The organism is Spiribacter vilamensis, from assembly GCF_004217415.1.
Classification (GTDB): Bacteria; Pseudomonadota; Gammaproteobacteria; order Nitrococcales; family Nitrococcaceae; genus Spiribacter; species Spiribacter vilamensis.
On sequence record NZ_SHLI01000001.1, the window covers coordinates 1,952,535 to 1,975,830 of the forward strand.

The 23,296-nt window shown below is 66.1% G+C and carries 21 protein-coding genes; 18 read left to right on the top strand and 3 right to left on the bottom strand.

Annotation, left to right across the window (positions count from 1 at the left end; translation table 11 throughout):
• Positions 1 to 64 precede the first annotated feature (64 nt).
• From EV698_RS09680 to EV698_RS09725, 10 genes are read left to right on the top strand one after another with little or no spacing between them, the layout of a single operon-like run.
• Positions 65 to 2,392, top strand: coding sequence for a glycoside hydrolase family 15 protein (locus EV698_RS09680; RefSeq protein WP_130503861.1), 2,328 nt, complete (start codon positions 65 to 67; stop codon positions 2,390 to 2,392).
• Entirely contained in the window at positions 2,389 to 3,687 is a 1,299-nt protein-coding gene (locus tag EV698_RS09685) for a glycosyltransferase (protein ID WP_130503862.1), read from the top strand. The genes EV698_RS09680 and EV698_RS09685 overlap by 4 nt, the downstream gene beginning before the upstream one ends.
• A gap of 21 nt (positions 3,688 to 3,708) precedes the next feature.
• Entirely contained in the window at positions 3,709 to 4,668 is a 960-nt protein-coding gene (locus tag EV698_RS09690) for a glutathione S-transferase family protein (RefSeq protein WP_130503863.1), read from the top strand.
• Positions 4,669 to 4,685: 17 nt separating this feature from the next.
• Positions 4,686 to 5,327: a GTP cyclohydrolase II gene (gene ribA, locus EV698_RS09695; RefSeq protein ID WP_130503864.1), complete on the top strand. Its 642-nt coding sequence runs from the start codon at positions 4,686 to 4,688 to the stop codon at positions 5,325 to 5,327.
• Positions 5,324 to 6,400 (top strand): efflux RND transporter periplasmic adaptor subunit, encoded by a 1,077-nt coding sequence (locus EV698_RS09700; protein ID WP_130503865.1) that lies wholly within the window; start codon positions 5,324 to 5,326, stop codon positions 6,398 to 6,400. The genes ribA and EV698_RS09700 overlap by 4 nt, the downstream gene beginning before the upstream one ends.
• A gap of 4 nt (positions 6,401 to 6,404) precedes the next feature.
• A complete protein-coding gene (locus EV698_RS09705) occupies positions 6,405 to 9,545 on the top strand; it encodes an efflux RND transporter permease subunit (protein ID WP_130503866.1) in 3,141 nt (1,046 codons plus the stop codon).
• The gene (locus tag EV698_RS09710; protein ID WP_130503867.1) at positions 9,542 to 10,144 is read left to right on the top strand and encodes a glutathione S-transferase family protein; all 603 of its coding nucleotides are present in this window, start codon (positions 9,542 to 9,544) and stop codon (positions 10,142 to 10,144) included. The genes EV698_RS09705 and EV698_RS09710 overlap by 4 nt, the downstream gene beginning before the upstream one ends.
• A 12-nt stretch (positions 10,145 to 10,156) precedes the next feature.
• Positions 10,157 to 10,849: an AzlC family ABC transporter permease gene (locus EV698_RS09715; protein ID WP_239016261.1), complete on the top strand. Its 693-nt coding sequence runs from the start codon at positions 10,157 to 10,159 to the stop codon at positions 10,847 to 10,849.
• Positions 10,842 to 11,162, top strand: coding sequence for an AzlD domain-containing protein (locus EV698_RS09720; protein WP_165385773.1), 321 nt, complete (start codon positions 10,842 to 10,844; stop codon positions 11,160 to 11,162). The genes EV698_RS09715 and EV698_RS09720 overlap by 8 nt, the downstream gene beginning before the upstream one ends.
• A 58-nt stretch (positions 11,163 to 11,220) precedes the next feature.
• Positions 11,221 to 12,180, top strand: a complete 960-nt coding sequence (locus tag EV698_RS09725; protein ID WP_130503869.1) for a LysR family transcriptional regulator — start codon at positions 11,221 to 11,223, stop codon at positions 12,178 to 12,180.
• On the opposite strand, the gene EV698_RS09730 is transcribed toward EV698_RS09725, so the two are convergent.
• From EV698_RS09730 to glpK, 3 genes are read right to left on the bottom strand one after another with little or no spacing between them, the layout of a single operon-like run.
• Positions 12,181 to 12,693: a TspO/MBR family protein gene (locus tag EV698_RS09730; RefSeq protein ID WP_239016262.1), complete on the bottom strand. Its 513-nt coding sequence runs from the start codon at positions 12,691 to 12,693 to the stop codon at positions 12,181 to 12,183.
• Positions 12,693 to 13,136, bottom strand: a complete 444-nt coding sequence (locus tag EV698_RS09735) for a VOC family protein (RefSeq protein WP_130503870.1) — start codon at positions 13,134 to 13,136, stop codon at positions 12,693 to 12,695. Before EV698_RS09735 ends, EV698_RS09730 begins: the two co-directional genes overlap by 1 nt.
• Positions 13,137 to 13,179: 43 nt before the next feature.
• On the bottom strand, positions 13,180 to 14,673 hold the full coding sequence (glpK, locus tag EV698_RS09740; RefSeq protein WP_130503871.1) for a glycerol kinase GlpK: 1,494 nt from the start codon (positions 14,671 to 14,673) through the stop codon (positions 13,180 to 13,182).
• Between the two features lie 109 nt (positions 14,674 to 14,782).
• Here glpK and EV698_RS09745 point away from each other — a divergent pair, with 109 nt between their 5' ends.
• The 8 genes from EV698_RS09745 (at position 14,783) to EV698_RS09780 (ending at position 23,230) form a co-directional block, all read left to right on the top strand.
• Positions 14,783 to 15,634: a DeoR/GlpR family DNA-binding transcription regulator gene (locus tag EV698_RS09745; RefSeq protein WP_476749580.1), complete on the top strand. Its 852-nt coding sequence runs from the start codon at positions 14,783 to 14,785 to the stop codon at positions 15,632 to 15,634.
• 47 nt (positions 15,635 to 15,681) lie between these two features.
• Positions 15,682 to 17,211, top strand: coding sequence for a glycerol-3-phosphate dehydrogenase (gene glpD, locus EV698_RS09750; RefSeq protein WP_130503873.1), 1,530 nt, complete (start codon positions 15,682 to 15,684; stop codon positions 17,209 to 17,211).
• On the top strand, positions 17,211 to 18,284 hold the full coding sequence (locus EV698_RS09755; RefSeq protein WP_130503874.1) for an ABC transporter ATP-binding protein: 1,074 nt from the start codon (positions 17,211 to 17,213) through the stop codon (positions 18,282 to 18,284). The genes glpD and EV698_RS09755 overlap by 1 nt, the downstream gene beginning before the upstream one ends.
• 14 nt (positions 18,285 to 18,298) lie before the next feature.
• Complete coding sequence (locus EV698_RS09760) at positions 18,299 to 19,369, top strand: ABC transporter ATP-binding protein (protein WP_130503875.1); 1,071 nt, start codon at positions 18,299 to 18,301, stop codon at positions 19,367 to 19,369.
• 11 nt (positions 19,370 to 19,380) lie between these two features.
• The gene (locus tag EV698_RS09765) at positions 19,381 to 20,247 is read left to right on the top strand and encodes a carbohydrate ABC transporter permease (protein ID WP_207220522.1); all 867 of its coding nucleotides are present in this window, start codon (positions 19,381 to 19,383) and stop codon (positions 20,245 to 20,247) included.
• Positions 20,248 to 20,250: 3 nt separating this feature from the next.
• On the top strand, positions 20,251 to 21,054 hold the full coding sequence (locus EV698_RS09770) for a carbohydrate ABC transporter permease (protein WP_130503876.1): 804 nt from the start codon (positions 20,251 to 20,253) through the stop codon (positions 21,052 to 21,054).
• Positions 21,055 to 21,072: 18 nt separating this feature from the next.
• Complete coding sequence (locus EV698_RS09775) at positions 21,073 to 21,372, top strand: DUF2160 domain-containing protein (protein ID WP_239016263.1); 300 nt, start codon at positions 21,073 to 21,075, stop codon at positions 21,370 to 21,372.
• 112 nt (positions 21,373 to 21,484) lie between these two features.
• Complete coding sequence (locus EV698_RS09780; RefSeq protein WP_130503877.1) at positions 21,485 to 23,230, top strand: ABC transporter substrate-binding protein; 1,746 nt, start codon at positions 21,485 to 21,487, stop codon at positions 23,228 to 23,230.
• Positions 23,231 to 23,296 lie beyond the last annotated feature (66 nt).

Genomic DNA, 23,296 nt, shown 5'->3' on the forward strand with positions numbered 1-23,296 from the left:
ACCGCAGGTCGGACAGAACTTTTACACAGTTGTTTCAGGATTTCGACCGAAGGGGCACGCAACGATGCGATGGATGGCAATGATGCGCTGGCTGCCCTGGCGCTGGGTGGTGCGTCGGGCGGCCCGTTCCCAGGGCTTTATGGACCCGCTCGCGGTGATGGCGCGGCTGCGTCGGTTCGGCCAGCCCTCGGAGGTGGCCGAGCCCATCGAGCTGCTGCGCGCCGGCATGATCTTCCATGCCCGGGGCCTGATCAACACCCGCGTTATCCAGCACAACCTCGACTGGATCTGGCCCTACTGGATCGAGCAGCAGTTCGATCCGGAGAGTCCGGCGTTTCTGCCGCGGGCGTTCAGCATCACCCACGTCAACCTCACCCATCGCAACTGGACCGCGGTGGGCCGGCCCGACTGCGCGGCCCTGCCGATCGTCGATCCGCGCGGACTGGTGACACCGCTCACCGACAGTGGCTCGGTGGATGCCTGGGTGCGGGGCAGCGACGGCACTTCGCTCATCCCCTCGCGCCTGGCGACGGTCGATCAGCGCCTCGAGCTGGCGGACGACGATCTCTGCGTGGTGACCGACGCCGAGTCCGAGGGTCTTCGGCTGACCGGTCGCGCCCGGGTGATCGGCATCGGCGACGGCCATCGGCTCGAGTGCCGCTACACCGCCAGCGCCCCCGATGGCGGCCGCCTCGCCGTGGCCCTGCGGCCCTACAATCCCGAGGGCATCAGTTTTATCCACCGGCTCGACCAGATGCCCGGCGAAGGCGCGGGCGACGGCGCACCGGCCTGGCACTGGCGGATGTACGACGAGCAGCATGTCGCCCACCCCGCGGCGCTGGATTTCGATACCCGGCCCGATCGCATCGACCAGTCCGATTACGAGACCGGCGATGTCGCCAATCGACTGGCCGCGCCGGGCGAGGCGGTGGCCGCCCGGCGCACCGACTGTGACACCGGGTTGATTACCGCGGCGGCGCAGTTCGACCTGGCCCCGGGTGAATCCCGCACCGTGACGCTGTCCGTGCCGCTGCCGGCGCCGAGCGAGACGCCCCCGGCGGCCTCGTGGGCGGAGGCACTGGCACCGGCGGCGCAGCTGGATGTGCCCGACAGCGCCTATCAGCGCCTCTACGACCAGGCCCTTCGCACGCTGCTGATGCACTCGGTGGAGGACATCTACCCGGGGCCCTATACCTACAAGCGCTTCTGGTTCCGGGATGCCGCGTTCATTATCCACGGGCTGTTCAACGCCGGGCTGATCGAGCGGGGACGTCGCGCGCTGGCGCGGTTCCCGAGCCGTCAGACCCGCGCCACGGGCTATTTCCATAGCCAGGAGGGCGAGTGGGACTCCAACGGTCAGGCGCTGTGGATTATCGCCCGGCATTACGCGCTGACCGGCGAATGGCCGCCCGGCGCCGATCGCGACGAGTGGCAGCGGGTGATCCGTCGCGGTGTCCAGTGGGTGGCGCGCAAGCGCCTGCCGACGCACAGCGACCGGCCCGAGGCGGGGCTGTTGCCGGCCGGCTTTAGCGCCGAGCACCTCGGCCCCAATGACTATTACTACTGGGACGATCAGTGGGCCTTCGGCGGGCTGCGGGCCGCGACAGCGCTGATGCGAGCCGAGGGTGAGGCGACCCTCGCCGAGTGGATCGATCGCGAGGCCGATGATCTCGGCGGCAGTCTCGAGCGCGCGTATGCCGCCGACCGGTCGCGCCTCGGCGGCGCCATGATGCCGGCCTCGCCCCGGCGGCGGATGGATGCCGGGGCGATCGGTTCCATCGCCGCGGGCTTCCCGCTGCAGACGATGGCCGCCGATGACAAGCGGCTGCTGGGGACGGTGCGCTACCTGCTCGGTGCGCATCGGGTGAACGGCGGCTTTTTCCAGGAAATGATCCACTCCGGCGTCAATGCCTATCTCACCCTGCACCTGGCGCAGGTGCTGCTGCGGGCGGGAGACGACGACGGCCTGGCACTGATCGACGCGGTGGCGCACCTCGCCAGTCCCACCGGCCAGTGGCCGGAGGCCATCCACCCGCGCACCGGCGGCGGCTGCATGGGCGACGGCCAGCACGTCTGGGCGGCGGCCGAGTGGGTGTCGATGATGCGCAATGCCTTCTGCCGCGAGGAGGGCGACGGGCTGGTGCTCGGCGCCGGTGTCCAGCCGCGCTGGCTGGCGGCGCGGACCGGCTTCGGCTTCGGTCCCACGCCCACGATATTCGGTGCGGTGAGCGTGCGATTCGAGCCGATGGACGGGGGCGGACACCGGGTCCGCTGGACGATCGAGGGGGATGGCGCCGGGCCGGCGTGGATCCGGCTCGCGGTGCCGGGCCAGCCGACGGTGGACTGCGCGCTCGAGACCGGCGAGGCCGTGCTGCCGGAGGCCGACGCGTGAACATCGTTATGATGACCAACACCTACACCCCGCATGTCGGCGGGGTGGCGCGATCCGTGTCGGCCATGACCGAGGGCCTGCGCGACCGCGGTCACCGGGTACTGGTCGTGGCCCCGGTCTTTCCGGACATGCCGGCGGATGAGCCCGACGTGGTGCGCATCCCGGCGATCCAGAACTTCAACGGCAGCGATTTCTCGGTGGTGCTGCCGGTCCCGGGGCAGCTCGATGAGGCGCTGGACGCCTTCGAGCCCGATGTCATCCATGCCCATCACCCGTTCCTGATCGGCTCCACCGCCCTGCGCGTGGCCGCCCGACGCGGGTGCCCGCTGGTCTTTACCCACCACACCCTCTACGAGGCCTACACCCACTATGTGCCGGGAGATTCCACGGCGCTCAAGCGCTTCGTGGTGGCGCTGTCCACCAGCTATGCCAACAGCGCCGACCAGGTCTTCGCCCCCAGCGAGAGCATCGCCGAGCTCCTCCACGAGCGCGGCGTGGTCTCGCCGACGGCCGTCGTCCCCACGGGGATCGATCGGGCGGCCTTCGGTGGCGGTGACGGTGCCGCCGCCCGGCAGTGGCTGGGGATTGATGCCGGGGCGCGGGTGATGGGACATGTCGGCCGGCTGGCCGAGGAGAAGAACCTCGGCTATCTCGCCGGGGCGCTGGTGGCGGCGGCGCGGCAGGATCCCGCCGTGGTCTGCCTGGTGGTGGGCGACGGCCCGGCGGGCGAGGCCATCGACACCGCCTTTGCCGAGGCGGGTCTGGCCGATCGACTGGTCCGTCCCGGCGCGCTGGCGCTGCCCGCGCTGGCGGATGCCTACGCCGCCATGGATGTATTCGCCTTCGCGTCGTTTACTGAAACCCAGGGCCTGGTGCTCGCCGAGGCCATGACCGCCGGGGTGCCCGTGGTGGCGCTGGATGCCGCGGGTGCACGGGAGGTGGTGAACGGTGATAATGGCGCGTTGTTGGCCGCGGATACCGATCAGGCGGCCTTTGCCCGGGCGCTGCTCGACTGGGCGACGCTGACCGGCGCGGCCCGCGATCGGCTGCGACAGGCGCTGGCGGAGACGGCCGCGGCGTACTCGCTCTTGAACTGTGTTGACCGGGCGCTGGCGCTCTACGCGGCGCGCTGCGCCGAGCGCCACGGCCGGCCGGCGCCGGTTCGGGAGGCGGCGCGCGAGGCCTGGCAGCGCAATCTGCGCGGCGTACAGGCGGAATGGGCGGTGCTCCGCGGCATGGCGCGGGCCGCCGGCAAGGCGCTGGGGCCGGACACCGGCTCCGACGGGTTTCTTTGAACAACGCAGTGAGAACGGCAGATGGGATTGCTAATCGACGGGGTCTGGCACGACCAGTGGTATGACACCGAGTCCACCGGCGGGCGCTTCGAGCGTCCGGAGACCGTGTTCCGGAACTGGATCACCCCCGATGGCGATCACCCGCCGGTCTCCGGGCGCTATCACCTCTACGTCTCGCTGGCCTGTCCCTGGGCGCACCGGGCGCTGATCGTCCGGCGCCTGAAGGGGCTCGAGGCGCATATCGGCGTCTCGGTGGTGCACCCCTACATGGGCAGTGGCGGCTGGCATTTCGATGCCAGCTACCCCGGTGCCACGGCGGACGACCTGTTCGGGCTCGACTACCTGCATGCGGTCTACCAGCGCGCCGATCCCCACTACACCGGCCGGGTGACGGTCCCCGCGCTGTGGGACAAGGTCCGCGGTACGCTGGTGAGCAACGAGTCGGCCGACCTGGTGCGCATGTTCAATGTTGCGTTCGATGATCTGCCGGGTGTCGACACCCGGCTCGATCTCTACCCTGCCGATCGCGCGGCGAGCATCGATGCGTTGAACGAGCGGATCTATCACGCCGTCAACAACGGCGTTTACAAGGCCGGTTTCGCCACTGCCCAGGCCGCCTACGAGGAGGCCGTCGGCGAGCTCTTCACCGCGCTCGACGAGCTGGAGGCACGGCTCGGCGATCATCGCTATCTCACCGGTGACGCCATTACCGAGGCCGACTGGCGGCTTTTTACCACGCTGGTGCGCTTCGATCCGGTCTATGTCGGCCATTTCAAGTGCAACCTGCGCCGGATCGCCGACTATCCCAACCTCGGCGGCTATCTGCGTGATCTCTATCAACAGCCCGGCATCGCCGAAACGGTGAGCATCGATCACATCAAGCGTCACTATTACACCAGTCACCCGATGATCAATCCGACCGGCGTGATCCCCGCCGGCCCGGTCCTCGAACTGACCGCTCCGCACGGCCGCGGCATCTGATTCAGCCGAGTTATTCCATGACCGATTCGCCCCTCGATAATCCGTCCATCGCCCGCGAGACCGGCCAGGCCCGGCTGCCCACGCGCTGGGGGACCTTCCGCATTCACGGCTTCGAGGCCGATAACGGCGGCGAGCATGTCGCCCTGGTCATGGGTGATCCGGCCGCCGCCGATGCCCCGCTGGTGCGGGTGCACTCGGAGTGCCTGACCGGGGATGCCCTGTTCAGCCAGCGCTGCGACTGCGGCCCCCAGCTTGAGGCGGCCATGAAGCGGATTGGCGAGACCGGCGAGGGGATCATCGTCTACCTGCGCCAGGAAGGGCGCGGCATCGGCCTGCTCAACAAGATCCGCGCCTACGGGCTGCAGGACGAGGAAGGCGCCGACACCGTCGAGGCCAACGAGGCGCTGGGGTTCGCCGCCGACGGTCGTGACTACGGCGTGGCCGCCTCGATGCTGGGATCGCTCGGGGTCTCGCGGGTGCGCCTGATGACCAATAATCCGGCCAAGGTCGACGGCCTGGAGGCCACCGGCGTGCGCGTGGTGGAGCGCCTGTCGCTGCTGGCCGGGCGCAATCATCACAACCACGCCTATCTCGAGACCAAGGCGGCGAAATTCGGGCACCATCTGGACGCGCCCGACGGTGGGACTGACGAGGCGTGAACCTTAAATCCTATCTCATCGCCCTGTCCGTGGCGCTGGTGCTGGTGGCGTGGATGCTGAGTGGCCGGCTGGATAGCGATGATGCCCGGCCAGGGGAGGACCAGTCACCCGCCCAACCGGTCGTCATGGATGTCGAGGTGACCACGCTCGAGGCGGAGTCGGTGGAGCGATTCCTGGAGAGCCAGGGCGAAACCGAGGCCGAGCGCGATATCGAGTTGCGCGCCGAGACATCGGGCCAGGTGGTGGCGGTGCAGGCCGCTGAGGGCGATGCCGTGGCGGCGGGGGATCCGATCCTGCGGATCGCGATGGGGGATCGCGAGGCGCGCCGTGCCGAGGCCCGGGCCCGGGTGAGCCAGCGCGAGGCGGATTTCAGCGCCGCCCGACGTCTTTCCGGCGACGGTTTCCAGTCGGAGATCGCCTTGCGCGAGGCCCGCGCCGCGCTGGAAGCGGCCCGGGCGCAGCTCGCGACCATCGAAGAAGAGATCGCCAACACGACCATTACCGCGCCCATAGCCGGTCGGGTTGAGACCCTCTCCGTGGACAAGGGAGACTACCTCGCCGCCGGCGAGCGTGTGGCGCGGATACTCGACATCGATCCGCTCATCGCCACCGCCCACGTCGCCCAGCAGGAGATCCGCCGTATCGAGACCGGCCGCGAGGCGCGCGTGAGTCTTGCCACCGGCGACACACTGACCGGCACGGTGCGCAATATCGGCGGTGCGGCGGAGCCGGGATCGCGGACGTTTCGCGTCGAGGTGGCGGCCGCCAATCCCGATGCACTGCCGGTGGGTGTCAGCGCCACCATCCGCATTCCCCTCGACCCCGCCCGGGCCCACTTCCTGAGTCCCGCCTGGCTGGCGCTGGCGGAATCCGGCGAGGTCGGTGTCAAGACGGTGGATGCGGACAATCGTGTGGTCTTTGAGCCGGTGGACATCGTTCGCACTCAGCGTGATGGCGTGTGGGTCACCGGACTGGCCGACCCGGTTCGGCTGATCACGGTGGGACAGGGCTTTGTCCGCGCGGGCGACACGGTGAATCCGGTGCCGGTCGACGCCTCCGTCAGCGACGGTTGACCCCGTGCGTGCGCTGATCGACGCCGTTTTCAGCCGCAGCCGTTCCGTGACGCTGGTGCTGGTGCTGATCCTCATTATGGGATCTGTGGCCTATCAGAACATCCCCAAGGAGGCGGAGCCCGACGTCAATATCCCGGTGATCTATGTCTCCATGGGCTACGAGGGAATCTCGCCGGAGGACGCCGAGCGCCTGCTCGTCCGGCCCATGGAGCGCGAGCTCTCGAGCATTGAGGGCCTGAACGAGATCAAGGGCACTGCCACCGAGGGTTTCGCCTCGGTGTTGCTCGAGTTCGACGCCGGATTCGATGCCGACCAGGCGCTGGATGATGTGCGCGAGGGGGTGGATATCGCCCGCTCGGAACTGCCCCGGGGCGCCGAAGAGCCACGGGTGAACGAGGTCAACGTGGCGCTCTTCCCGGTGCTCACCGTGGCCCTGTCAGGTGCTGTGCCGGAGCGCACGCTGATCGACACCGCGAGGCGGTTGCAGGATGAGGCCGAAGCCCTGCCCGGCGTGCTCGAGGCGGATATCGGCGGTAATCGCGAGGAGCTGCTCGAGGTCATCGTCGATGACCGGGTCATGCAGACCTACGATATCTCCTACGCCGATCTGTTCAATCGGGTTGACCGCAACAATCGCCTGATCGCCGCCGGGGCGCTGGATACCGGTGCGGGGCGCTTGTCGGTCAAGGTCCCCGGCGTTATCGAAGACATGAACGATGTCCTCGGTCTGCCGGTGAAGGTTGTCGACGACCGGGTGGTCACCTTCGGTGATGTCGCCGACGTACGCCGTACGTTCAAGGACGCCAGCGAGTTCGCCCGGGTCAATGGCGAGCCGGCGGTGACGCTGGAGATCTCCAAGCGCGTCGGCGCCAACATCATCGAGGTCAACAACCAGGTCCGCCGGATCGTGGAGGCCAGCCGTGCGGAGTGGCCGGCCTCCCTCGATGTGACCTATCTCCAGGACCGCTCCGAGGACATCCGGACCATGCTTCGGGACCTGCAGAACAACGTTCTGACCGCGGTGGTGCTGGTCATGATCGTGGTGGTAGCGGCCATGGGCTGGCGTCCGGCGCTGCTGGTGGGGCTCGCCATTCCGGGCTCGTTCCTGGCCGGGATTCTCGCCATCCACGCGATGGGCTACACGATGAATATCGTCGTGCTGTTCAGTCTTATCCTGGTGGTGGGCATGCTTGTCGACGCCGCCATCGTGGTGGTTGAACTCGCCGAGCGTCGCCTCACGGACGGCGAGTCGGCCCTCGAGGCCTATCGCTATGGCGCCTGGCGCATGAGCTGGCCGATCATCGCGGCCACCATCACCACGCTATCGGTCTTCGTGCCGCTGCTGTTCTGGGGCGGCGTGGTCGGCCAGTTCATGAAGTACCTGCCGATCACGGTGATCGTCACGCTGACGGCCTCGCTCGCCATGGCGCTGGTGTTCATACCGGTGCTGGGCGGTCGTTTCGGCCGTCGGGAGCGTGCCCGCGGCAGCCACCATCGCCGCGTGCGCATCGCCGAGGATGGCGACCTGGAGACCCTTGATGGATTCAGTGGTGGCTATGTACGGCTGCTGCGCGGCGCGCTGCGGATGCCCGGCACGGTGCTGGTGGTGGTCGTGGCCACGGTGGTGGCGACCTACATGCTCTATGCCCGCTTCGGGGCAGGGGTGGAGTTCTTCCCCTCCACCGAGCCCGATTACGCCCGGGTCCAGGTCCAGGCACGGGGTGATCTGTCCATTCACGAGAAAGACACGCTGGTCCGGGCGGTGGAATCCCGCCTCGAGGGCTTCGACGAAGTTGATTTCGCCTATGCCCGGACCTTCGCCGATCCGACCCGCACTGGTGGGCAGTCGCTGGCCCGGGATGCCATCGGCGTGGTGCAGCTCGATTTCGTCGACTGGACGCAGCGTCGGCAGGCGGCGGTGATCATCGAGGATATCCGTGCCGCTCTGGCGGATATCCCCGGCATCCGGATCCAGATTGCCGAGCAGAGCCAGGGACCGGGACAGGCCAAACCGGTCGAGCTCCGGGTCTCCGGGCAGCCGGATCGCCTGGCAACGGGGGTCGAGGTCCTGCGCTCACGGATGGACCGGCTGGGCGGCTTCGCCGATGTCGAGGACAACCGGCCACTGCCGGGCATCGAGTGGGCGCTGCAGGTGGACCGGGAAAAGGCGGCCCGTTACGACGCCGATGTCCAGGGCGTGGGCAATGCCGTCCAGCTTGTCACGACCGGCGTGCTGATCGCCGATTACCGGCCGGATAGCGCCGATGACGAGGTGGATATCCGGGTGCGCTATCCGCTGGCGGATCGCAGTCTCGATCGCCTGGGCCAACTGCGGGTCCCGACCCGTCACGGGCAGGTGCCGGTGAGTCATTTCGTCGCCTTCGAGCCGTCGCCGAAGACCGGGACGCTGGAGCGGGTCAACGGCGAGCGGGTGCTGACCATCAACGCCGATGTCGAGTCCGGTCGGCTGGTGGACGAGCGGGTGCAGGCGTTGCGGGAATCGATCGCCGACGATCCCCTGCCCGAGGGCGTGAGCGTCCAGTTCAAGGGTGAGGACGAGGATCAGCGCGAAGCGCAGTCGTTCCTGACCCTGGCCTTCGGGGTGGCGATTGCCCTGATGTGTATTATCCTGCTGACGCAGTTCAACAGCGTCTGGCAGACATTGCTGGTGCTCTCCGCCATCGTGCTGTCCACCGGCGGCGTGCTGCTCGGGCTCATGATCACGCAGCGACCGTTCAGCATTGTCATGGGCGGGGTTGGCATGATCGCGCTGGCGGGCATCGTGGTGAATAACAACATCGTGCTGATCGACACCTATAACGGCCTGCGTGCCGAGGGCCAGCCGATCGCCGAGGCGATTCTGCGGACCGCCGCCCAGCGCCTGCGCCCGGTGCTGCTTACGTCGGTAACCACGGTGCTGGGGCTAATGCCCATGGTGCTCAAGCTGAATGTTGATCTGCTGGGCCGAAGCGTCGAGTTCAATGCACCCTCCACCCAGTGGTGGGCGCAGCTTTCGGCGACCATCGCCGGCGGCCTTGGCTTTGCGACGGTGCTCACGCTGGTGCTCACGCCCTGTCTGCTGATGCTCGGGCATAATATGCACCAGGCGCTGACGCGCCGGAAAACGGGGGGAACAGGGGCATGAAGCTTTTCACATCGCCAACGTCGCCTTATGCGCGCCTGGTACGGGTCACGCTGATCGAAAAGCATCTCCAGGATCGCGTCGATTATCGCTTCGTCGATCCGTGGGCGTCGCCGGCGGAACTGCTTGCGGTCAACACCAACTGCCGGGTGCCGACGCTGGTCATGCCGAGCGGCCAGGTGCTGACCGAGGCCGGCGTCATCGTGCTTTTCCTGGAGCGGCGCTATCCGGAACCGCGGCTGATGCCGCGCGATGCCGTCGAACGAGTGCATGCGCGGCTCGGACAGGCCCTCGGCTGTGTCGATGCCGGGGTCGGCGTGATCACCGAGCGTCGCTATGGCGACCCCGATACGCCGCTCGCCCGGCGGCGCTTCGAGGCGCTCCGGCGTGCCACCGACAGCGTGGCCGATGACGTCGATCCGGGTGCCTCGGCGCAGGACCCGGACCTCGGTGACCTGGCCGCGGCACTGGCCCTCGACTGGGTGCGGTTCCGCTTCGGCGCGGAGGTCCCGTGGCGTGATCGGCAGCCAGCGGTGGGCGACTGGCTCGATCAGCTCCTCGGGCGGATGTCGTTCGCGGCGACGACGCCGCCGGACGCCTGACCCGTCCGTCCCGTGGAATCCGCCCGCCGACAGGCGTTTGCCGATGGCCTGAAGGCCGTCGGGCCCATGGTCGCCGCGATTGTGCCATTCGGTATGACCGCCGGGGTGGCGGGGCTCGACGCCGGGCTTGGCGCGGCGTTGACGATGGGGATGTCGCTGATCGTCTTCGCCGGTGCCTCGCAGATCGCGAGCATCCAGCTCATCGATGCCGGTGCCGCGGTGCCGCTGGTGGTGATTACGGCGCTGATCATCAACCTGCGCATGCTCATGTACAGCGCCCACCTGGCACCGCATTTCCATCACCTGACCCTGGGCTGGCGCTCGTTGATGGCCTATATCCTCACCGACCAGGCTTATGCCCTGACCATTTCGCGGGTGATGAGCGAGGGCGGTGAGCGCTACAGTCACTGGTTCTACCTCGGCGTGGCGCTGCCCCTCTGGGGCGTCTGGCAGCTGGCGACCGCGTTCGGCTACTGGGCCGGCACCGCGATGCCGCCGTCCTGGGAGCTGGGGTTCATTGTCCCGCTGATCTTTCTGTCGCTGCTGATGATGTCGATCAACAGCCGCCCCGGCGTCATCGCGGCGCTGGTGGCCGGGTCGCTGTCGGTGCTGGGCCGTGATCTGCCCGCCGGGCTGGGGCTGATCCTGGCCTCGCTGGTCGGGATCGCCGCGGGTGTCATCGTGGAGGAGTGGCGGCGTGATTGATCCGCTCTGGGGCATTACCGTGGTGATCGGTGCGGGCACATTCGCCTGGCGCGGGGCGTTTCTGGTGTTCGGTCACGGCCTGCAGATGCCCGATCTGGTACGCCGTGGCCTCAACTACGTCCCGCCGGCGGTTTTTGCCGCCCTGGTATTGCCCGGGCTTGTCCAGTGGCAGGCGGACGGGACGGTGGACGCGGCCCGGCTGCTGGCCGGTGCGCTGGCCGGCTGGGTGGCCTGGCGAACGCGGTCGATCCTGCCGACGATGATTATCGGCATGATCGCGCTCTGGGGCCTGCGGGCGCTCCTCCCCGCCTGATGGACGCGAAGCCGATGGCAATGGCATATCATGGAGACAGCAACGGGTAGGTGAGCGCATGGATCAGGCGGCGGAAATGCAGATGTTCGTCCGGGCGGTGGACCGCGGGAGCTTCTCCTCGGCCGCCCGCGATCTCGATCTCACGCCTTCGGCGGTCAGTAAACAGATCCGCCGGCTCGAGGATCGGCTCGGGGTGCGTCTTTTCAACCGAACGACCCGGCGCGTGAGCCTGACCGAGGTCGGATCGGCCTATTACGAGCGCTGCTCGCGGATCATCCAGGAGATCCAGGAGGCCGAGGAGGCGGTCACCGCGCTCAATGAAAACCCCCGTGGCACGCTGCGCGTGGCGGCGACGGTGGCATTCGGCCGGGTCGAGGTGCTGCCGCGGATCCAGGAATTCCTCGAGCGTTATCCCGAGCTCAATATCGAGTTCGAGCTCACCGACCGCCAGGTGGATCTGATCGAGGAGGGGATCGATGTCGCCATCCAGTGGCGCGAGCAGATGGACGATCCCTCGCTCGTCGCCCGGCGGCTGTGCGTCAATCGGCGGATCATCTGTGCCTCACCGGATTACATCGCCCGTCACGGGGCCCCCGCGACCCCCGAGGAGCTCCTCTCGCACAACTGCCTCACGCTCTACGAGGTCTCCCAGTTCAACGACTGGGCGTTCGAGGATCCGGCGCAGGGGCATCGCACACTCCATGTCAAAGGCAACTTCCGGGCCAATACCGCCGACGCGCTCTACGAGGCCGCCCTGGCAGGTGTCGGGCTGGCGCGGCTGTCCACCTGGCTGGTGATGCCGGCGATCCGGCGTGGCGACCTGGTGCCGGTGCTGCCTCAGTATCCCCACGAGCGCTCGGCGTACTTCCTGCTCTACCCCCATCGCCGTCACCTGTCGCGCAAGGTCCGGGCGTTCGTGGACTTTCTCGTCGAGGTGTTCACCCCGGTCCCGCCCTGGGAGCGGGAAGGGGTCGAGTTTACCGAGGCCGAGTGGCGGGAGCGGATCGAGCGGGGCTGATCAGGCCGGCGGCGCCGGCCCGTTGAGCAGGATAATGGCGATGTTCAGGTAGCCGGCATAGCTCACCCAGACCAGGTAAGGAGCGAGCAGCCACGCGGCCGGCGGATGGACGCGTCGGAACCGCAGCATGGTCAGCGCGATGAGCGCCCACAGCACCACCAGGTCCACCAGCGCCAGATCGGGGCGGTGCCACTGGAAAAACAGAATACTCCACAGGCCGTTGGCGCCGAGCTGGGCGATGAAGGGCACGAGCACCGCCAGTCCGGCGACCAGGCCGATACGCCGCCACACCTGCCAGGCCGCGGCGATCATCAGGACGTAGAGCGCCGTCCAGGCAATCGGGAAGAGCAGATCCGGCGGGGTCAGCGGCGGCTTCTCGAGCGCCGCGTACCAGTCGCCGGGCGGGCTGAGGACACCGCCCATGGCGGCGATCACCACCAGCAGTGTCCAGCCGGCCAGTCCCCATCGGTCGCGACGCCGGTTATCCATGGGCCGGTCGCCACCGGCGGCCATTACCAGCTCCCCGTGTTGGCCATCGACGCCCAGGGTTCCTGTGCGGGGAGCGGATCGCCGGATTGCAGCAGCTCGACGGAGATACCGTCCGGCGACTTGACGAAGGCCATGTGGCCGTCCCGCGGGGGGCGGTTGATGGTGACGCCGTTGTCCATCAGGTGCTGGCAGAGGCCGTAGATATCGTCGACGCGATAGGCCAGGTGCCCGAAGTTGCGGCCGCCGTTATAGGTCTCCGGGTCCCAGTTGTAGGTCAGCTCGAGCATCGGTGCGCGATCGCTCGACCGGGCCCGGTCGCCGTCCGCCGGCGCGGCCAGGAAGATCAGCGTGAACCGGCCCTTCTCGCTGTCGTGGCGGTTGATCTCCTCCATGCCCAGCAAACCGCAGTAGAACTTGAGGGATTCATCGATATCACTGATTCGAACCATCGTGTGCAGGTACTGCATTCAGCCTCCGGGGAATTCGTGTGTCACTGCGATCATAGCGTTTTCAGTGCCCGTTGGTCAGGGTCCGGCGGACGGCGTCGTGCCAGCCCTCGACGATATGCTCCCGCGACTGATGGGTGATCGTCGGCTTGAAGCGGGCATCCAGCGACCATTGCGATTCGAGGCTCTCCAGCGATTCGTAGAGCCCGTGCTGCAGTCCGGCCAGGTAGGCCGCGCCCAGGGCGGTGGTCTCGATAATCCGGGGCCGCTCGACGTCGAGCCCGGTCAGATCGGCGAGCCGCTGCAACAGCCAGCTGTTGGCCACCATGCCGCCATCGACCCGTAGCGTTGCCTGCTGGGTCCGGGAGTCATCGGCCATGGCCTCGAGCAGGTCACCGGTCTGCAGGCAGACCGAATCCAGCGCCGCGTGGACGAATTCGGCCACGCCCGTGTTGCGCGTCAGCCCGAAGATCGCCCCGCGGGCGTTGGGGTCCCACCACGGGGCGCCGAGGCCGGTGAACGCCGGGACCATGTAGAGGCCTTCGGCGTCGGCATCGTTGGCAAGCCCCTCACTCTGCGAGGCGTGGGCGATGATCCCCAGCTCGTCGCGCAGCCACTGGATGGCCGCGCCGGCGATGAAGATCGCTCCCTCCAGCGCGTAAGTCGGTTGGCCATTGATGCGGTAGGCCGTGGTGGTGAGCATGCGGTTTTTGGAGGGCACCGCCTGATCGCCGGTGTTCATCAGCGCGAAACAGCCGGTGCCGTAAGTGCTCTTGATCATGCCGGGTCGGAAGCAGCACTGGCCGACAACGGCGGCGTGCTGGTCGCCGGCGATGCCCTCGATGGGCAGCTCGGTACCGAGGATGTCCGCCTCGGTCGTGCCGAAATCGTCGGCACTGTCGAGGACCTCGGGGAGGATCCCGGCCGGGATGTTGAAGAGCTTCAGCAGATCGTCATCCCAGGCCTGGCGATGGATGTTGAACAGCAGGGTGCGGCTGGCGTTGGTGGCGTCGGTGGCATGGCTGCGTCCGCCGGTGAGCTTCCACAGCAACCAGGTGTCGACGGTGCCGAAGGCGAGTTCGCCCTTCCGGGCCCGCTCGCGGGTGCCGCGGACATTGTCGAGGATCCAGGCGATCTTGGTGGCGGCGAAATACGGGTCGAGCAGCAGACCGGTGCGCTCGGCCACCATCGCCTCGTGGCCGGCGGACTTGAGCGCGGCGCAGCGCTCCGCGGTGCGACGATCCTGCCAGACGATGGCGTTGTGGACGGGTTCGCCGGTGCGCCGGTCCCAGACAATGGTGGTCTCGCGCTGGTTGGTGATGCCGATGGTGCGGGCGTGGACACCGGCCGCCTTGGCGGCCTTGATGGCACGCCGGGCGGTGTCGACCGTGGTGTGGAAGAGGTCCTGGGGCTCGTGCTCCACCCAGCCGCTGTGGGGGTAATGCTGGGGGAACTCCTCCTGCGCGGTGGCGACGATGTTGCCTTCGAGATCGAAGACGATCGCCCGGGAGCTCGTCGTCCCCTGATCGATGGCCAGGATGCCTTTGTTATCCGCCATGCTGCTGCTCTCCTCCGGTGTGATTGCGCCCTTGTTGTATGTCGGTATGATCGAAGCCAAACGAAAAATGTCAAGTTCGGTGCTCACAACCGAACGCAGGAGGAGTGGCGTGTTCGAGTCGCAGGATCGGCCGACCGGGCTTAATCGTCGCCAGCAGGCGATGCTCGATCTGGTCCAGGCACAGGGGTTTGTCTCGGTGGAGGCGCTGGCGCAGCATTTCGCCGTGACCAGCCAGACCATTCGGCGCGATATCAATGCCCTGTGCGGTGCGGGGCTGCTGCGACGCTACCATGGCGGCGCCGGCCTGCCCTCCAGCGTCGAGAACGTGAACTACCAGGCGCGACGCATCCTCCTGCCCGAAGCCAAGGCGCGGATCGGCAAGGCGATGGCCGCGCGCATCCCCGATAAGGCCTCGGTGTTCATTACCCTCGGCACGACCACCGAGGCGGTGGCGATGGCGCTGCGCGAGCACGAGGGGCTGCGGGTCATTACCAACAATCTCAACGTCGCCACCGTTCTGGCCGACAGCCCCGGCTGCGAGGTCATCGTGGCCGGTGGCGTGGTTCGTCAGCGAGATCGCGGCATCACCGGCGAGGCGACGATCGATTTCGTCAATCAGTTCAAGGTCGACTATGCGGTTCTGGGCATTTCCGGGATCGAGGCCGATGGCACCCTGCTCGATTTCGATTACCACGAGGTCCGGGTCATACAGGCCATCCTGCGTAATGCACGCTCGACGCTGCTCGGTGCCGATCACAGCAAGTTCGGCCGCAACGCGATGGTGCGTGTGGCGGACATCAGCGCCATTAACGAGCTCTACACCGATGCCGAACCGCCCGCTTTTGTGCGCCGCGCCATGGCGGAGAACGGTGGCCGGCTGGTTGTGACCAACGCCGATAGTCATGCAGCCGGCGCACTTGACGCCTCCGGACGCGGTGGTATGTTTGAAAGCGAACATTAGAAGGCGGCAGTATAGCCGCCGACATTGGAAATGGAGGAGAGGGGCCTGTGGCTTCTGTAGATCAGCAGACTGATCGCTACGACCTGGTGGTCGTCGGCGGCGGCATCAACGGGGCAGGCATCGCCCGCGACGCAGCAGGTCGCGGACTGCGCACGCTGCTCGTCGAGCAGGGCGATCTCGCCAACTACACATCTTCCGCCAGCACCAAGCTTGTCCACGGCGGGCTCCGCTACCTTGAACAGTACGAATTCAAGCTGGTCCGCAAAGCGCTCAAGGAGCGCGAAGTGCTGATGGGCATCGCCCCGCACATTATCTGGCCGCTCAACTTCGTCATGCCGCATGTGAAAGAGCTTCGGCCCGCGTGGATGATCCGCATGGGCCTGTTCCTCTACGACAACCTTGGCGGCCGCAAGAAGTTGCCCGGCTCCAAGGGCCTCGACCTGCAGACGCATTACGCCGGCGCGCCGCTGAAGGACGGCCTCAAGAAAGGCTTCATGTACTCGGACTGCTGGGTGCAGGACTCCCGGCTCGTGGTGCTGAACTGCATGGATGTCGAGCAGCGCGGCGGCAAGGTGATGCCGCGGACCCGCTGCACCGGTGCCGAGCGCGGTAATGACGAGTGGAGCGTGCAGCTCACCGACACGGTGAGCGGTAATGTTCACAATGTTCGTTCGCGTTCGGTTGTGAACGCCGCCGGACCCTGGGTGGCGAAGTTCCTGGGCAGTGCGACCGAGGTCGATAACAAGAAGGATGTGCACCTGGTCAAGGGCAGCCACATCGTCGTGCCGAAGATGTTCGATCACGAAGACTCCTACCTCTTTCAGAACACCGACGGCCGCGTCATCTTCGCCATCCCCTACGAGCAGGATTTCACCCTGATCGGGACCACCGATGTCGCCTACGAGGGCAATCCGGCCGAGGCCACTGCGAGCCACGACGAGATCCAGTATCTCTGCGACGCCGTGAATCGCTATTTCGAGCAGGAAACCACCCCGAAGGACGTGGTTTGGACCTACTCTGGGGTTCGGGCGCTGTACGACGAATCGGACGAGTCCGACGTCTCCGCGGTCAGCCGTGACTACAGCCTCGATCTCGACGACAAGGCGGCACCGCTGCTGTCCGTGTTCGGCGGCAAGATCACCACCTATCGCACCCTCGCCCGCCAGGCGGTCGATCAGATCGCGCCGCTGCTCGGTGCTAGTATTGCCGACTGGACGGGTAACGAGGCGCTGCCGGGCGGCGACATTCCCGACGGCGACTTCGAGAGCTATCTGGCGCAGCTGCGCCGCGAGCGGCCCTGGCTGCCGGAGGCGATGGCCTGGCGGCTGGTGCGCAACTACGGCACGCGGATCGAGACCATGCTGGGGGGCGCCCGGTCGCTCGACGACCTGGGCGAGCATTTCGGATCCGATTGTTATGAAGCCGAGCTCCGCTACCTGGCGGAGCATGAGTGGGCGATGACCGCCGACGATGCCATCTGGCGGCGCAGCAAGCTGGGCCTGATGCTGGATGCCGAGCAGCGCGAGCGGGTGAACGCCTGGTATACGGGACAAGAGAAAAAGAGGGCAACCGCGTAATGAGTCTCGTCCTGGAGGGGGTTAATCGCACCGTTGGCAACGAGGCGCATCTGCAGGATGTGAACCTCACTTTCCAGCGCGGCGAATTCAACGTACTGCTCGGCCTCACCGAGGCCGGCAAAACAACAATGATGCGGATCATGGCGGGGCTCGATCGTCCGAATACCGGCCGCGTCATGGAGGATGGCCAGAACATGACCCGGGTGCCGGTGCGCAAGCGCTCCGTGGGCATGGTCTACCAGCAGTTCATCAACTATCCGTCACTGACGGTCTACGACAACATCGCCTCGCCGCTGAAGCTGGCCAAGCTCTCCGACCAGGAAATCGAGCGGCGCGTGCGGACCGAGGCCGAGCGGCTGGGTATCGATCATCTCATCGACCGGCTGCCCTCCGAGCTGTCCGGGGGGCAGCAGCAGCGCTGCGCCATGGCGCGGGCGCTGGTGCGCGACGCCAAGCTGGTACTGCTCGACGAGCCGCTGGTCAACCTCGATTACAAGCTTCGCGAGGGGCTGCGTTCGGAGTTGCGCAATCTCTTTGCCGACCGCGACACGGTGGTGGTCTATGCGACCACCGAGCCGGAAGAGGCGCTGGTGCTCGGCGGCAAGACCACCGTGCTCCATGAAGGGCGGATTATCCAGCATGGTCCGACTGCGCAGTGCTACCGGCATCCGGCCACTACCACCGTCACCCAGGTGTTTGCTGACCCGCCGATGAACCTCATGCCGGTGCGAATCGACGATGGCCGGATCAAGGTCGAGGGGCTGTTCGATCAGCCGCTGCCCGTGCATATGACCGACCTGGCCCCCGCCGAATACACCATGGGCATTCGCCCGCACCATCTGTTCGTGACACCCGCCGATGATCGGGTGGTGATCCACGGAACGGTCGAGGTGGCCGAGGTGGCCGGCTCGGTGACCTATATCCATCTCGAGGTCAACGGCCACGACTGGGTCGTGGATGAGCGGGGAGTGCACACGGTTCATCCCGGCGAGAGTTTCGATATCCACGCCGACCTCAACCGGGCCTATGTATTCGACAGCGCGGACCAGTTGGTGGCCGCGCCAAAGCAGTAACGCGGATAAAAACAATGGCGCGAATAGAACTCAATAACCTGGCGCATCAGTACGCACCCGGGGGGGAGTACGCCCTGCAGCCCATGCAGCATGTCTGGGAGGACGGCGGCGCCTACGCGCTCCTCGGCCCCTCCGGCTGCGGCAAGACAACGCTGCTGAACATCATCTCCGGACTGGTCCAGCCCTCCGAGGGCAAGGTCATGTTCGGCGAGCAGGATGTGACGACTCTCTCCCCCGAGCGCCGCAATATCGGCCAGGTTTTCCAGTTTCCGGTGATCTACGACACGATGACCGTCTACGATAACCTCGCCTTCCCGCTGCGCAATCGCGGCATGGACGAGACCTATATCCACGGTCGGGTGAACCATATCGCCGGGATGCTGGGGCTGGAGGACGTGCTCAAGCGGCGCGCCAACAACCTCACCGCCGATGCCAAGCAGAAGATCTCGCTCGGGCGCGGCCTGGTGCGCGAAGACGTCGGCGCGGTGCTTTTCGACGAGCCGCTGACCGTGATCGACCCGCATCTGAAATGGCAGCTGCGACGCAAGCTGCGGGAAATCCACGAGCAGCTCAACCTTACCCTGGTCTATGTCACCCATGACCAGACCGAGGCGCTGACCTTCGCCGACAAGGTGGTGGTCATGCTCGCCGGCCAGGTGTTGCAGGTGGGGACACCCCAGGCGCTCTTCGAGCGTCCCGAGCACACCTTCGTGGGCTATTTCATCGGCAGCCCCGGCATGAACTTCTTCGACTGCGAAGTGGATGGCAACGAAGCCCTCGTGGGCGAAGAACGCGTCCAGGTTGATCCGGCCATGGCCGAGGCGGCTCGCAACGCCGGCGGTCGACTGCAGCTCGGCATCCGGCCGGGGCTCATCCGGCCCGCCGGCGCGGACGAGACCGGGCACCGGGTCAAGGTCGACAAGATCGAGGACCTGGGTGACTACGAGCTGGTGACCGGGCATTTCGGCGGCCATGAAGTCCATGTGCGGCTGGATGAAACCACAAAAATCGATAGCGACGGTCTGCGGGTGGTGTTCCCCGTCGATAACGTGCTGCTGTATTCCGACGACAGGCTCGTCGGCTAAGGGGAGGAAACGTGGAAAAGCGTGAATACCAATGGGCATGGCTGATGGTCCTGCCAGTGGTGCTGGTGGTCGCGTTCAGCGCCATCATGCCGCTCATGACCGTCGTCAACTACTCGCTGCAGGACATCTTCGGCCCGAATTCCCGTTTCTTCGTGGGGACCGACTGGTTTACCGAGGTGCTGCGAGACCCGGCGCTGCAGGGGGCGCTGGTCCGGCAATTCATATTCTCGACCGCGGTGCTGCTCATCCAGATCCCGCTGGGCGTGGGCCTGGCGCTCTGCATGCCCAAAAAGGGACCCTGGGTGTCGGTGTCGCTGGTGCTCCTGGCGCTCCCGCTGCTGGTGCCGTGGAACGTGGTGGGTACGATCTGGCAGGTGTTTGCCCGGCCCGACGTCGGCTTCGCCGGCGTGCTGCTCAACAGCATCGGCTTCGACTATAACTATACCGGCGATTCGCTGGACGCCTGGCTGACGGTGCTGGTCATGGACGTCTGGCACTGGACGTCGCTGGTGATCCTGCTCTGCTATGCAGGCCTGCAAGCGATCCCGGACGCGTTCTACCAGGCGGCGCGCATCGACGGGGCATCGCGCTGGGCGGTATTCCGCTTCATCGAGTTGCCGAAGCTCAAGGGCGTGCTCCTGATCGCGGTGCTGCTGCGCTTCATCTTCAGCTTCCGGATCTACGCCGAGCCGTTCGTGTTGACGGGGGGCGGACCGGGTAACTCCACCACGTTCCTGAGTCAGAGCCTCGCCACGATGGCGGTGGGTCAGTTCGACCTGGGACCGGCGGCAGCGTTCTCCCTGGTCTACTTCCTGATCATTCTGCTGTTCAGCTACGTGTTCTATCTGACCATCCTCAACATGGACCGGGAGGGCTGAGCCGTGGGTTCGAAACGACGCTATATCTTCCTGGCCGCCTGGCTGGTCTTCCTGATGCTGCCGATCTACTGGCTGCTGATGATGTCGCTGAAGACCAACCAGGAGATCCTGTCGACCTTCAACCTCTGGCCCGACAATCTGACGGTGGCGAACTACGTCAAGATCTTCACCGATCCGAGCTGGTATTCGGGGTACATCAACTCCACGCTCTACGTGGCGATGAACGTGGTTATCTCGCTGACAGTGGCGCTGCCCGCCGCCTATGCGTTCAGCCGCTACAATTTCCTGGGTGACAAGCACCTGTTCTTCTGGCTGCTGACCAACATCATGGCACCGCCGGCGGTGTTCCTGCTGCCGTTCTTCGAGCTCTACCAGAGCGTTGGGCTTTATGACACGCCCATCGCCGTGGCGCTGGCGCATACGCTGTTCACGGTGCCGCTGGCGGTCTGGATCCTCGAGGGGTTCATGTCCGGCGTCCCGAAGGAAATCGACGAGACCGCCTACCTCGACGGCTATAGCTGGCCGCGGTTCTTCATCACGATCTTCCTGCCACTCATCCGCTCCGGTGTCGGCGTGACCGCATTCTTCTGCTTCATGTTCTCGTGGGTCGAGCTGCTGTTCGCCCGGACCCTGACCGCCACCGAGGCCAAGCCGATCGCCGTCACCATGACGCGAACGGTGAGCGCCTCGGGCCTGGACTGGGGCCTGCTGGCGACCGCCGGTATTCTGACGCTGGTGCCGGGTGCGCTGGTGATCTGGTTCGTACGCAAGCACATCGCGCGTGGATTCGCGCTCGGCCGCGTCTAGATTTGGAGTGACAACGATATGATGAGCGAAGAATCGGGTTTCAGTCTGGCGTGGATGGCCTGGACACAGCCGGTCGCCATTTTCTTCATCGCTATCGCGTTGATGCTGGTGGTGTTTGGCGTGCTGCAGTTCGTGATGCCGACTTATGAGCGGCGGGGCTTTCTGCCCGTGCCGACCACCCGCGGCGACCGGCTGTTCATGAGCCTGCTGGGTTCCGCCTTTATCCATCTCATCTGGCTGGCGTTTTCGGACGCGAGCCTTTTGTTCGCCTCAGGCATCTCGGTTGTTTATGCAGCGGTGATGCTACGCTGGGGCTAAAGCGCCACCGCCCCGACAGGGGCGTGGCGCACGAAGCGGACAAGCACGGGATAGTCCTGTGCCAATGTCCTTGAGTAACAGGGGAATCAATCCCTTCCAGGAGGAGAAAAGCATGACAGAGCAGAAAAACGCCATGCGGCCTTTGACTGCGCTGGCGGTAGCTGCTGCCCTCGGTGTCGGCGGTCTGGGCAGTGCCCAGGCGGCCACCGATGAGCAGATGGCCGTCGCCGAGCAGTACCTTGACGAGTTCCAGCCGTCGACACTGACCCGCGAGGAGCAGCTCGAGCAGCTCGAGTGGTTCATCGACGCGGCGGAACCCTTCCGGGGCATGGACGTCGACGTGGTCTCGGAGACCATCGCCACCCATGAGTACGAGTCGAACGTTCTGGCCGAGGCCTTTTCCGAGATTACGGGCATCAACTTGAACCACAACCTGATCGGTGAGGGTGACGTGATCGAGGCGCTGCAGACCGAAATGCAGTCCGGCGAGAGCATCTACGATGGCTATATCAATGACGCCGATCTGATCGGTACGCACTATCGGTACGGCCAGGTCATCCCGCTGTCGGATTACATGGAGGGTGAGGGCAGCGACGTGACGTCGCCCTATCTCGACCTCGATGATTTCATCGGTCTCGATGCGGTCACTGCCCCCGATGGCAAGATGTACCAGCTGCCGGACCAGCAGTTCGCCAACGTCTACTGGTTCCGCTATGACTGGTTCCAGCGCGAGGATCTCCAGGCGCAGTTCGAGGACATCTACGGCTACGAGCTGGGTGTGCCGGTGAACTGGTCGGCCTACGAGGACATCGCCGAGTTCTTTACCGAGAACGTCGACGAGCTGGATGGCCGCGAGGTCTATGGTCACATGGACTACGGCAAGAAGGATCCGTCCCTCGGCTGGCGCTTCACTGACGCCTGGCTGTCCATGGCAGGTGCCGGTGACAAGGGACTGCCCAACGGCCTGCCGGTCGACGAGTGGGGCATTCGTGTCGAGGACTGCCACCCGGTGGGCTCCGACGTGACCCGCGGTGGTGCCGTCAACGGCCCGGCCGCCGTCTATGCATTGACCAAGTACATCGACTGGCTGGGTGACTATGCACCGCCGTCCGCGTCCGGCATGACCTTCTCCGAAGCGGGTCCCGTCCCGGCGCAGGGTCAGATCGCGCAGCAGATCTTCTGGTACACCGCCTTTACCGCCTCCATGGTCGAGGACGGCCTGCCGGTGGTGAACGAGGACGGTACGCCGAAGTGGCGCATGGCACCTTCGCCCCATGGCCCGTACTGGGAAGAGGGCATGAAGGTCGGTTACCAGGACATCGGTTCCTGGACGTTCTTCGAGCATGCCGACCCCGAGCGCCGCAAGGCCGCATGGCTGTATGCCCAGTTCGTGACCTCCAAGGTCGTGTCGCTGAAAAAGACCCACGAGGGTCTGACGCCGATCCGCGATTCGGACATCATGCATGAGTCGATGACGGAGCGGGCGCCGGAGCTCGGCGGTCTCGTCGAGTTCTATCGCAGCCCCGAGCGTGAGCTCTGGACGGATACGGGGACGAACGTGCCCGACTATCCGCGCCTGGCGCAGCTGTGGTGGTCCAACGTAGCCGCGGCGGTAACGGGTGAGACGACGCCGCAGGGCGCCATGGACAACCTCGCTTCCGAGCAGGATCGGGTCATGGAGCGCCTCGAGCGGGCCGGTGTGCAGGATCGCTGCGGACCGCGCCTGAACGAGGAGCGGAGCGCCGAGTACTGGTTCGACCAGCCGGGTGCGCCGAAGCCCCCGCTGGACAACGAGAAGCCGCAGGGCGAGACCGTGCCCTACGACGACCTCGTCGCCAGCTGGCGTGAGAGTATGTAAGTCCGCTCGACACCGAGTCGGATGACGTAAAAGGGGCCTTCGGGCCCCTTTTTTTTGGTTAGTGCT